Below are 12,072 nucleotides of genomic sequence, written 5' to 3' on the forward strand. Positions count from 1 at the left end.
TGGAGCATCCCTTAATGACAACCGCAACGACCGACAAGGCAACCAAGCAGGTCGCGATCAACGACATCGGGTCTGCTGAAGACTTTCTTGCCGCGGTCGAAAAGACTCTGAAGTTCTTCAACGACGGAGACCTCATCGAAGGCACCGTCGTGAAGATCGACCGCGACGAGGTCCTCCTCGACGTCGGCTACAAGACCGAGGGCGTCATCCCCTCGCGCGAGCTCTCCATCAAGCACGACGTCGACCCCTCCGAGGTCGTCAACGTGGGCGACAGCGTCGAGGCCCTCGTCCTCCAGAAGGAGGACAAGGAGGGTCGCCTGATCCTGTCCAAGAAGCGTGCGCAGTACGAGCGCGCGTGGGGCGACGTCGAGAAGATCAAGGAGTCGGACGGCGTCGTCACCGGCTCGGTCATCGAGGTCGTCAAGGGCGGTCTCATCGTCGACATCGGCCTCCGCGGCTTCCTCCCGGCCTCGCTCATCGAGCTGCGCCGCGTCCGCGACCTCACGCCGTACCTCGGCCAGGAGATCGAGGCGAAGATCCTCGAGCTCGACAAGAACCGCAACAACGTGGTCCTGTCGCGTCGCGCGCTCCTCGAGCAGACCCAGTCCGAGAGCCGCACCACGTTCCTGAACAACCTGCACAAGGGTCAGGTCCGCAAGGGCGTCGTGTCGTCGATCGTCAACTTCGGTGCGTTCGTCGACCTCGGCGGCGTCGACGGTCTCGTCCACGTCTCCGAGCTCTCCTGGAAGCACATCGAGCACGCCTCCGAGGTCGTCGAGGTGGGCCAGGAGGTCACCGTCGAGATCCTCGAGGTCGACCTCGACCGCGAGCGCGTGTCGCTCTCGCTCAAGGCGACCCAGGAGGACCCGTGGCAGGTCTTCGCCCGCACCCACGCGATCGGACAGGTCGCGCCGGGCAAGGTCACGAAGCTGGTCCCGTTCGGTGCCTTCGTCCGCGTCGCGGACGGCATCGAGGGCCTCGTCCACATCTCCGAGCTGTCGGGCAAGCACGTCGAGCTCGCCGAGCAGGTCGTGTCGGTCGGCGAAGAGGTGTTCGTCAAGGTCATCGACATCGACCTCGACCGTCGCCGCATCTCCCTCTCGCTCAAGCAGGCGAACGAGAACGTCGACCCCGAGGGCACCGAGTTCGACCCGGCGCTCTACGGCATGGCCACGGAGTACGACGACCAGGGGAACTACAAGTACCCCGAGGGCTTCGACCCCGAGACCAACGAGTGGCGCGAGGGCTTCGAGTCGCAGCGCGAGGCCTGGGAGCAGGAGTACGCCGCTGCTCAGGCGCGCTGGGAGGCCCACAAGGCCCAGGTGGCCAAGTCGCAGGAGGAGGCGGCCACCGTCTCCGAGGGCGTCTCGGTCGGCGCCGGCTTCACCAGCGAGTCGACCACCGGCGGCACCCTCGCCGACGACGAGTCGCTCGCCGCGCTCCGCGAGAAGCTGTCCTCGAACAACTGATCGCGAGCACATCGCATCGAACGGCCGGTCCCCTCGGGGGCCGGCCGTTCGGCGTTCCGGGCGACGGCGCTGGGTAGGGTGGCCGGGTGCATCTCGTCGCCCTCACCGGAGGCATCGCCTCGGGCAAGTCCACCGTCGCCCGCCGTCTCGCCGAGCACGGAGCGGTGGTGGTCGACGCCGACGTCCTCGCGCGCGAGGTCGTCGAGCCGGGGGAGCCGGCGCTGGCTGCGATCGCCGGGCGCTTCGGCCCGTCCGTGATTCGCGCGGACGGCGCGCTGGACCGCCCGGCGCTCGGCGCGATCGTCTTCTCGGACGCGGCGGCCCGCGCCGACCTCAATGCGATCACCCATCCGGCGGTGACCCTCCGTTCGCAGCGGCTGTTCGCGGAGGCCGCCGAGGCGGACCCGGCCGCGGTGGTCGTCTACGACGTCCCCCTCCTCGCCGAGGGCCGTGGAGCGGGGGAGTTCGACGAGGTGGTCGTCGTGCACGCGCCGCAGCACCTCCGCATCGAGCGTCTCGTCGCCCTCCGGGGACTGACCGAGGAGGAGGCTCGTGCGCGGGTCTCGTCTCAGGCGAGCGACGAGGAGCGCCTCGCCCTCGCCGACGTCGTGATCGACTCCTCCGGCACGCTGGAGGAGACGCTCGCTCGGACCGACGCGCTGTGGGAGCGTCTCGCCCGCTGACGGTCCGTCCCGGACACCCGCCCTCGTGGCCGAGCGGCCCGGCCGGGGAGCGCACCCCCGTTCGCCGCCAGCGCACGCGCCGTCCGGTGTCGGTGGTCGCGGCTACGCTTCGAACCATGGAGCCAACCCGTGCCGTGCACCCGTTCGAGGTCATCAGCGAGTACAAGCCGAGCGGTGACCAGCCCGGCGCGATCGCCGATCTGAGCGCCCGCATCAACGCCGGCGAGACCGATGTCGTCCTGCTGGGCGCCACCGGAACCGGCAAGTCCGCGACCACGGCCTGGCTCGTCGAGGCCGTGCAGCGCCCCACGCTCGTGCTCGCGCACAACAAGACCCTCGCCGCGCAGCTCGCCAACGAGTTCCGCGAGCTGTTCCCCAACAACGCCGTCGAGTACTTCGTCTCGTACTACGACTACTACCAGCCCGAGGCCTACGTCCCGCAGACCGACACCTTCATCGAGAAGGACAGCTCGGTCAACGCCGAGGTCGAGCGGCTGCGCCACTCCACCACGAACTCGCTCCTGAGCCGCCGCGACGTGATCGTGGTGTCGACCGTCTCGTGCATCTACGGCCTCGGCCAGCCCGAGCAGTACCTCGAGGCGATGGTGGCGCTCCAGGTCGGCCAGCGGGTCGACCGGGACCGCCTCATCCGCAAGTTCGTGTCCATGCAGTACGCGCGCAACGACGTCGACTTCGCCCGCGGCACCTTCCGGGTGCGGGGCGACACGATCGAGATCATCCCGATGTACGAGGAGCTCGCGATCCGGATCGAGATGTTCGGCGACGAGATCGAGGCGCTCTACACGCTCCACCCGCTCACCGGCGACATCGTCCGGAAGCTCGACTCCGTGTCGGTCTTCCCCGGCTCGCACTACGTCGCCAGCCAGGACGTCATGCACCGTGCGATCGACACCATCCAGCAGGAGCTCGAGGTGCGCCTGGCCGACCTCGAGAAGCAGAACAAGCTCCTCGAAGCGCAGCGCCTGCGGATGCGCACGACCTTCGATCTCGAGATGATGCAGCAGATCGGATTCTGCTCCGGCATCGAGAACTACTCCCGCCACATCGACGGCCGCGAGTCGGGCGAGGCCCCGCACTGCCTGCTCGACTACTTCCCGGACGACTTCCTCGTCGTGATCGACGAGTCGCACGTGACGGTGCCGCAGATCGGTGCGATGTACGAGGGCGACGCGTCCCGCAAGCGCACGCTGGTCGAGCACGGCTTCCGCCTGCCCTCGGCGATGGACAACCGGCCCCTGAAGTGGGAGGAGTTCAAGTCGCGCGTCGGTCAGACCGTCTACCTCTCGGCGACCCCGGGCCGCTACGAGATGGGCATCGCCGACGGCATCGTCGAGCAGATCATCCGCCCGACCGGCCTGATCGACCCCGAGATCGTCGTCAAGCCGACGAAGGGCCAGATCGACGACCTGCTCGAGGAGATCAAGCGCCGCACCGAGCGCGACGAGCGCGTGCTCGTCACGACGCTGACGAAGCGCATGGCCGAGGAGCTCACCGACTTCCTCACGGAGGCGGGCGTCCGCGTCCGCTACCTGCACTCCGATGTCGACACCCTGCGCCGCGTCGAGCTCCTCTCGGAGCTGCGGGCGGGCGTATACGACGTCCTGGTCGGCATCAACCTGCTGCGCGAGGGGCTCGACCTGCCCGAGGTCTCGCTCGTGGCGATCCTCGACGCCGACAAGGAGGGCTTCCTCCGCTCGTCCACGTCGCTCATCCAGACGATCGGCCGTGCGGCGCGCAACGTCTCGGGCGAGGTCCACATGTACGCCGACAAGGTGACGGACTCGATGCGGCTCGCGATCGACGAGACCGACCGCCGACGCGAGAAGCAGGTCGCCTACAACCTCGACCACGGCATCGACCCGACGCCGCTTCGGAAGAAGATCGCCGATATCACCGACGCCCTCGCCCGCGAGGGGGCCGACACCGCCAAGCTGCTCGCCGGGCGCGACGCCAAGAAGAAGAGCCCGACGCCGAACCTGCGCCGTCAGGGTCTCGCCGCGAACGGCGGCAACGACCTCGAGGCGATCATCTCCGACCTCAACGGGCAGATGCTCCAGGCGGCGGGCGAGCTCAAGTTCGAGCTCGCGGCCCGGCTGCGGGACGAGGTCCAGGATCTCAAGCGCGAGCTCCGCCAGATGGAGAAGGCCGGGCACCTGTCCTGATCGGGGGCGCTGATCCGCAAGGGGAGGGGCCCGCGGATCAGCGCCCAGCGAACGCCACGGGCGATGTCGGTGGCTCCGCATACACTTTCGGAGTGTCGATCCTGAACGCCGTTACGGACCCCTCCTCCACCCCCTCTCCCTCCTTCCACCGCTTCGTCTCCTCGCTCGACGAGTCGTCCTCGAAGCTGGTGGTGAGCGGCGCGCGGGTGCACAACCTGCAGAACGTCGACCTCGAGATCCCGCGCGACTCGATGGTGGTGTTCACCGGTCTCTCGGGCTCGGGCAAGTCCTCTCTGGCCTTCGACACGATCTTCGCGGAGGGCCAGCGGCGCTACGTCGAGTCCCTCTCCGCGTACGCCCGCCAGTTCCTCGGGCAGGTGGACCGGCCGGACGTCGACTTCATCGAGGGCCTCAGCCCCGCGGTCTCGATCGACCAGAAGTCGACGAACCGCAACCCGCGCTCCACCGTCGGCACGATCACCGAGATCTTCGACTACATGCGCCTGCTGTGGGCGCGCATCGGCGTCCCGCACTGCCCCATCTGCAGCGAGCGGATCTCCGCGCAGACCGTGCAGCAGATCGCCGACCAGCTGATGGAGCTCGAGACCGGTACCCGCTACCAGATCCTCAGCCCCGTCGTCTCGCAGAAGAAGGGCGAGTTCGTCGACCTGTTCAAGGAGCTGACCGCGGGCGGCTACTCCCGCGCCATGGTGGACGGGAAGCTCGTCCAGCTGAGCGAGCCGCCGGTGCTCAAGAAGCAGTACAAGCACGACATCTCCGTCGTGGTCGACCGGCTCGTCGCCGGCCCCGACATCCTCGGACGCCTCACCGACTCCCTCGAGACGGCCCTGCGGCTCACCGACGGCATCGTGCAGATCAACTACGTCGACGGCGAGGGCGACGGCGCCTGGACCACCTACTCCGAGAAGCTGTCCTGCCCCAACAACCACCCGATCTCGCTGACCGAGATCGAGCCGCGGACCTTCTCCTTCAACGCGCCCTTCGGCGCCTGCCCGGAGTGCTCGGGCCTCGGCACGCGCATGTCGGTCGACGACGAGCTGCTGCTCGGCGACCCCGACCTGAGCATCGCCGAGGGCGTCATCATCCCCTGGACCACCCAGGGCAAGGGCCTGTTCCAGTACTACGAGAAGCTGCTCGACGGCCTCTCCCGCGACCTCGGCTTCACGCTCACCACCCCGTGGAAGCGCCTCAGCACCGAGGTGCAGCAGGCCGTCCTCCACGGCGACAACTTCGAGGTCAAGGTCAAGTGGAAGAACCGCTACGGCCGCGAGATGAGCTACACCTCGGGCTTCGAGGGCGTCGTGCCCTACATCGAGCGCCAGTTCGTCCAGGCCGAGACCGACGTCCAGCGCACCCGCTGGTCCGAGTTCCTCCGCGAGGTGCCCTGCCCCGTGTGCAAGGGCTCCCGCCTGAAGCCCGAGGTGCTCGCCGTGCTCGTGCACGGGGCGAGCATCGCGGACGTGGCCGACCTCAGCCTCGGCGACGCCCAGGACTTCATGAGCCGGCTCGAGCTGACCGACCGCGAGGCGCACATCGCCGCGCAGGTGCTGCGCGAGATCCGCGCGCGCATCGACTTCCTCATCGAGGTCGGGCTCAACTACCTCAACCTCTCGCGCGCCGCTGCGTCCCTGTCGGGCGGCGAGGCGCAGCGCATCCGCCTGGCGACCCAGATCGGCTCCGGGCTGACCGGCGTGCTCTACGTGCTCGACGAGCCGAGCATCGGCCTGCACCAGCGCGACAACCGCCGCCTGATCGACACCCTCATCAAGCTGCGCGACCTGGGCAACACGCTGATCGTGGTCGAGCACGACGAGGACACCATCCGCACCGCCGACTGGATCGTCGACATCGGCCCGGGCGCCGGGGTCAACGGCGGCAAGGTCGTGCACTCCGGCTCCTACGAGTCGCTGCTCGAGAACACCCACTCGCTGACCGGCGACTACGTCTCGGGCCGCAAGGCGATCGAGGTCCCGAAGAAGCGGCGGAAGATCGACCGCAAGCGGATGATCAAGGTCGTCGGGGCGAACGCCAACAACCTCCGCAAGGTCGACGCGGAGTTCCCGCTCGGCACGTTCGTCGCGGTCACAGGGGTCTCCGGCTCCGGCAAGAGCACCCTCGTGAACGACATCCTCTACCGCGTGCTCGCCAACCAGCTCAACGGCGCCCGCAAGGTGCCGGGCAAGCACACGCGCGTCACCGGGCTCGAGAACCTCGACAAGGTCGTGCACGTCGACCAGAACCCGATCGGCCGCACGCCGCGCTCGAACCCCGCCACCTACACGGGCGTGTTCGACCGCATCCGCAACCTCTTCGCCGAGACCACCGAGGCGAAGGCGCGGGGGTACCTGCCCGGCCGCTTCAGCTTCAACGTCAAGGGCGGCCGCTGCGAGGCCTGCTCGGGCGACGGCACCATCAAGATCGAGATGAACTTCCTGCCCGACGTCTACGTGGCGTGCGAGGTCTGCGGGGGAGCGCGCTACAACCGCGACACCCTGACCGTGCACTACAAGGGCAAGAACATCGCCGAGGTGCTCGACATGCCGATCGCCGAGGCGGCCGACTTCTTCGAGCCGATCACGGCGATCCACCGCTTCCTCCGCACGCTGGTGGAGGTGGGGCTCGGCTACGTCCGCCTCGGGCAGAGCGCGACCACGCTCTCCGGCGGCGAGGCGCAGCGCGTCAAGCTGGCCACCGAGCTCCAGCGCCGCTCCAACGGCCGCAGCGTCTACGTGCTCGACGAGCCGACGACGGGCCTGCACTTCGAGGACGTCCGCAAGCTCCTCCTCGTCCTCAACGGCCTGGTCGACAAGGGCAACACGGTGATCACCATCGAGCACAACCTCGACGTCATCAAGTCCGCCGACTGGCTGATCGACATGGGTCCCGAGGGCGGCGCCGGCGGCGGACAGGTGGTCGCGGTGGGCACCCCCGAGCACGTGGCGAAGGTCGAGGGCAGCCACACCGGCATGTTCCTCGCCGAGATCCTCGGCTGACGCGAGCGAGAGGCATGGCGCAGACAGTCGACTTCCGGCCGAAGCCGGGTGAGATCCCGACCCTACCGGGCGTGTACCGCTTCACGGACGCCCGGGGGCGGGTGCTCTACGTGGGCAAGGCCAAGAACCTCCGCGCGCGGCTGAGCAACTACTTCGCCCCGCTGCCGAGCCTGCACGAGCGCACCCGGCGGATGGTCACCTCGGCCTCCGGCGTCGAGTGGACCGTCGTCGGCACCGACGTCGAGGCCCTGCAGCTCGAGTTCACCTGGATCAACGAGTTCGATCCACCCTTCAACGTCAAGTTCCGCGACGACAAGTCCTACCCCTACATGGCGGTGACGCTCGGCGACGAGGCCCCGCGGGTGATGGTCACGCGGAACGCCAAGATCAGGAAGGCCCGCTACTTCGGGCCCTACCCCAAGATCTGGGCGATCCACGAGACGATCGACCTGATGATCAAGGCGTTCCCGATCAGGACCTGCAACGACTCCAACTACAAGCGCGCCATGCAGAGCGGCAAGCCCTGCTTCGCGTCGCAGATCGGCCGCTGCGGCGGGCCCTGCTCCCACCGCGTCACCTTCGCCGAGCACCGCGAGATGGTCGACCGCTTCGTCGCCTTCATGGGCAGCCACGACCGCCGGATGATCGGCGAGCTCGAGAAGGAGATGCGCGAGGCCGCGGCGGCGATGGAGTACGAGCGCGCGGGGAAGCTGCGCGATCAGGCCGCCGCACTCGACGCGGTCCTCGCCAAGAGCGCGGTCGTGCTCAAGGACAACGTGGACGTCGACCTCTACGCGATCGTCCACGACGAGCTCGCCGCCTCCGTGCAGCAGTTCCGGGTCCGCGGCGGGCGCATCCGCGGCGAGCGGGGCTGGGTCGTCGACAAGGAGCTCGACATGAGCACGGCGGAGCTCGTCGACACGGCACTCCAGGCCGCCTACGAGACCGGCGACGTCCCGCCCCGGGAGGTCGTCGTGCCGGAGCTGCCCGAGGACACCGAGGCGCTCGAGGAGTGGCTGAGCGGACTGCGCGGCACGAACGTGCGCCTCCGAGCGGCCCAGCGCGGAGACAAGGCCGCCCTCCTCGAGACGGCGACGCAGAACGCGAAGCACTCGCTGATGCTCTACAAGACCCGCCGCTCCGCCGACTTCACCGCTCGGACGCAGGCCCTGGAGGACATCCGCGACGCCCTCGGCATGAGCGAGGCGCCGCTCCGGATGGAGTGCTACGACGTCTCCCACCTCAGCGGCACCAACATCGTCGCCTCGATGGTGGTCTTCGAGGACGGGCTCGCGCGGAAGGACCAGTACCGGCGGTTCTCCATCGCGGAGTCGACGGACGACACCGAGTCGCTGCACCAGGTGCTCACCCGCCGCCTCGCCTACCTCCGCGAGCCGGTCGAGCCCGCGGCGGTCGACCCCGAGACCGGCGAGGCCAAGCGGCGCAAGTTCTCGTACCCCCCGCAGCTGCTGATCGTCGACGGCGGCCAGCCGCAGGTCGCAGCCGCGCAGCGCGCGCTCGACGAGTCCGGGGTGACCGGCATCACCCTCTGCGGGATCGCCAAGCGCCTCGAGGAGATCTGGCTGCCGGACTCCGACTTCCCCGTCATCCTGCCGCGCAACAGCGATGCGCTCTTCCTCTTCCAGCGCATCCGCGACGAGGCGCACCGCTTCGCGATCACCCACCAGAGGACGCGTCGCAAGCGCGACATCTCGTCGCAGCTGGCCGAGGTGCCCGGGCTCGGAGGCACGCGCGTCCGCGACCTGCTGAAGCACTTCGGATCCGTCGCCCGGCTCCGCGAGGCGGGCGAGGCCGAGATCGCCGAGGTCAAGGGCATCGGCCCGACGCTGGCGGGCGCGATCCACGCGCACCTGCATCCGGACGGGTCCGCCGTCGGGGGCACGCCCTAGGCTGGAGGCCCGCGCTCCGGGGGAGAGCGGCCGGTGCCCGGCACCGAGGACACGAGCAGACACGAGCACGGAGAGCGCATGAGCACGGAGAGCGAGCAGCAGGACGTGCTGATCGTCACGGGGATGTCCGGAGCGGGCCGGTCCACGGCCGCGAACGCGCTGGAGGACCTCGGCTGGTACGTCGTCGACAACCTGCCGCCGCAGATGCTGCGCCCGCTGGTCGACCTGGCGCAGCGTGCAGGGGACACGCTGCCGAAGATCGCGGCGGTCGTCGACGTCCGCGGACGCGACTTCTTCGAGGACCTCGGCGACATCGTCCGCGAGCTGCGCGCCGGGGTCGACCTCCGAGTGGTGTTCCTCGAGGCCACCGACGCCGCGCTCGTCCGCCGCTTCGAGCAGGTGCGCCGTCCGCACCCGCTGCAGGGCCGGGGGACCCTCCTCGACGGCATCTCCGCCGAGCGGACGCGCCTCGCTCAGCTGCGGGAGTCGGCCGACATCGTCATCGACACCTCGGACCTCAACATCCACCAGCTGGCCACCAGCATCACCGAGCGCTTCGCCGAGGCCGGCCGCGCGGGCCTCCAGGTCACGGTGATGAGCTTCGGCTTCAAGTACGGGCTGCCGACCGACGCCGACATGGTGGCCGACGCGCGGTTCCTGCCGAACCCGTACTGGATCCCGGAGCTGCGTCCGCACACGGGTCTCGACGAAGAGGTGAGAGACTACGTGCTGGCCCAGCAGGGCGCCGAGGAGTTCATCGACTCCTACTCCCGGGCCCTGCGCCCCGTGCTCGACGGCTACCAGCGCGAGAACAAGCGCCACGCGACCATCGCGATCGGCTGCACGGGAGGCAAGCACCGCTCCGTCGCGGTCGCGGGCCGTGTCGCGGCCCGTCTGGCCGAGCTGCCGGGCGTCGCCGTCAACGTGGCGCACCGCGACCTCGGCCGAGAATGATCCCCGCGCGCTCAGCCGCGCACCCGACGTAAGGAAGACTCCGTGGCCCTCACCGCAGACGTCAAGGGCGAACTGGTCGCGATCGTCTCGCGCAAGAACACCGTCCGTGCCGCCGAACTGGCGACCATCCTCCGCTTCTCCGGAGGACTGCACATCATCTCCAACCGCCTCGCGGTCGAGGTCGAGCTCGACTCCGCCCCGCTCGCGACCCGCGTGCGCCGCGACCTCGCCGAGCTGTACGGCGTCCGCAGCGAGGGCAGCATCGTCTCGGCCGGCGGATCCCGGAGGACCACGAGCTGGCTGGTGCGCGTCGTCGAGGGCGGGGACACCCTCGCCCGGCAGACCGGCCTCCTCGACCAGCGGGGCCGGCCCGTCCGCGGCCTGCCCAACCGCCTCACGACCGGCTCCCGCGAGGAGCTCGCCGCCCTGTGGCGCGGCGCCTTCCTCGCCCAGGGCTCGCTGACCGACCCGGGCCGCTCCGCGGCGCTCGAGATCATCTGCCCCGGCAACGAGGCGGCCATGGCGATCGTCGGAGCCGCCGGACGCCTGGGAGTCCAGGCCAAGTCCCGCGAGGTGCGCGGCGTCCACCGGGTCGTCATCCGCGACGGCGAGAGCATCAGCGCGATGCTCACCCTGATGGGCGCGACCGCGACCGTCGCGAGCTGGGAGGAGCTGCGCCAGCGCCGCGAGGTGCGGGCGACCGCGAACCGCCTCGTCAACTTCGACGACGCGAACCTCCGCCGCTCCGCCCAGGCCGCCGTCGCGGCGTGCGCCCGCGTCGAGCGCGCGATGGAGATCCTGGGCGACGACATCCCCGAGCACCTCCGCTACGCCGGGCGCCTGCGCCTCGCGCACCGCGACGCGAGCCTCGACGAGCTCGGCCACCACGCCGATCCGCCGATGACGAAGGACGCCGTCGCCGGCCGCATCCGCCGCCTCCTCGCGATGGCCGACAAGCGCGCGTCCGACCTCGACATCCCGGGCACCGACGCGAACCTCCCGGCAGAGCTGCAGGACCTGTAGGCCCGGCCGCACGGCGCGCCCCGCCCGGCGAACGCTGAGTGTCTCCTGGTCGAACAACGCAAGCCCTCCGAACGCGGAGGGGCCCCCTCGCTAGACTGATGGGGTCGCTCAGGATACTCCCGGCCCTCCTCCTCCGCCTCGCGGAGGACGCCGAGACGCCGGCGGGTCGCACGGGAGCGACGACCACGAACAGGAGATCGCACATGGCTGACTACACGCTCGCCGAACTGCCCTACGACTACTCGGCCCTCGAGCCGAACATCAGTGGGCGGATCATGGAGCTCCACCACGACAAGCACCACGCGACGTACGTGGCCGGGGCGAACACCGCCCTCGCCTCGCTGCAGGAGGCTCGCGACAGCGAGAACCTCGCGAACGTGAACAAGCTCCAGAAGGACCTCGCCTTCAACCTCGCCGGTCACGTGAACCACACCGTGTTCTGGAACAACCTCTCGCCGGACGGCGGCGACAAGCCCGTCGGCGAGCTCGCCGCGGCCATCGACGACAACTTCGGGTCGTTCGACAAGTTCCGCGCCCACTTCACCGCCTCGGCCCTCGGCATCCAGGGCTCCGGCTGGTCGATCCTCGCCTGGGACTCGCTCGGCGAGAAGCTCATCATCGAGCAGCTCTACGACCACCAGGGCAACCTCGCCGCGGCGACCGTCCCGGTCCTCCTCCTCGACATGTGGGAGCACGCCTTCTACCTCGACTACGTCAACGTGAAGGCCGACTACGTCAAGGCGTTCTGGAACATCGTGAACTGGGCCGACGTCTCCGCGCGCTTCGAGAAGGCCCGCGAGAAGACTTCGGGCCTGCTGCTACTGTCGTAGCGATCT

Annotated in this window: 8 protein-coding genes; all 8 read left to right on the forward strand. The window is 69.4% G+C overall.

From position 1 onward, the window contains the following. The first annotated feature begins 14 nt into the window (after positions 1-14). The 8 genes from rpsA (at position 15) to C5C49_RS00245 (ending at position 12,066) form a co-directional block, all read left to right on the forward strand. The gene (rpsA, locus tag C5C49_RS00210; RefSeq protein ID WP_104221897.1) at positions 15-1,469 is read left to right on the forward strand and encodes a 30S ribosomal protein S1; all 1,455 of its coding nucleotides are present in this window, start codon (positions 15-17) and stop codon (positions 1,467-1,469) included. Between the two features lie 86 nt (positions 1,470-1,555). Then, the gene (gene coaE / locus C5C49_RS00215) at positions 1,556-2,152 is read left to right on the forward strand and encodes a dephospho-CoA kinase (protein WP_104345139.1); all 597 of its coding nucleotides are present in this window, start codon (positions 1,556-1,558) and stop codon (positions 2,150-2,152) included. A 116-nt stretch (positions 2,153-2,268) separates the two neighbouring features. Continuing rightward, positions 2,269-4,335, forward strand: a complete 2,067-nt coding sequence (gene uvrB, locus C5C49_RS00220; RefSeq protein WP_104345140.1) for an excinuclease ABC subunit UvrB — start codon at positions 2,269-2,271, stop codon at positions 4,333-4,335. 188 nt (positions 4,336-4,523) lie between these two features. Next, positions 4,524-7,349 (forward strand): excinuclease ABC subunit UvrA, encoded by a 2,826-nt coding sequence (uvrA, locus tag C5C49_RS00225; protein ID WP_244229661.1) that lies wholly within the window; start codon positions 4,524-4,526, stop codon positions 7,347-7,349. Positions 7,350-7,363: 14 nt separating this feature from the next. Then, a complete protein-coding gene (uvrC, locus tag C5C49_RS00230) occupies positions 7,364-9,259 on the forward strand; it encodes an excinuclease ABC subunit UvrC (protein WP_104268633.1) in 1,896 nt (631 codons plus the stop codon). Positions 9,260-9,337: 78 nt separating this feature from the next. Further along, positions 9,338-10,213 carry an RNase adapter RapZ gene (gene rapZ / locus C5C49_RS00235; protein ID WP_097166020.1) on the forward strand — a complete coding sequence of 292 codons (876 nt, stop codon included), beginning with the start codon at positions 9,338-9,340 and terminating at the stop codon, positions 10,211-10,213. Positions 10,214-10,255: 42 nt separating this feature from the next. Next, positions 10,256-11,236, forward strand: a complete 981-nt coding sequence (gene whiA, locus C5C49_RS00240; protein ID WP_104221905.1) for a DNA-binding protein WhiA — start codon at positions 10,256-10,258, stop codon at positions 11,234-11,236. A 203-nt stretch (positions 11,237-11,439) separates the two neighbouring features. Beyond that, positions 11,440-12,066, forward strand: coding sequence for a superoxide dismutase (locus C5C49_RS00245; RefSeq protein ID WP_104221907.1), 627 nt, complete (start codon positions 11,440-11,442; stop codon positions 12,064-12,066). Positions 12,067-12,072: the final 6 nt, after the last annotated feature.

The organism is Rathayibacter sp. AY1E2, from assembly GCF_002932325.1.
Classification (GTDB): Bacteria; Actinomycetota; Actinomycetes; order Actinomycetales; family Microbacteriaceae; genus Rathayibacter.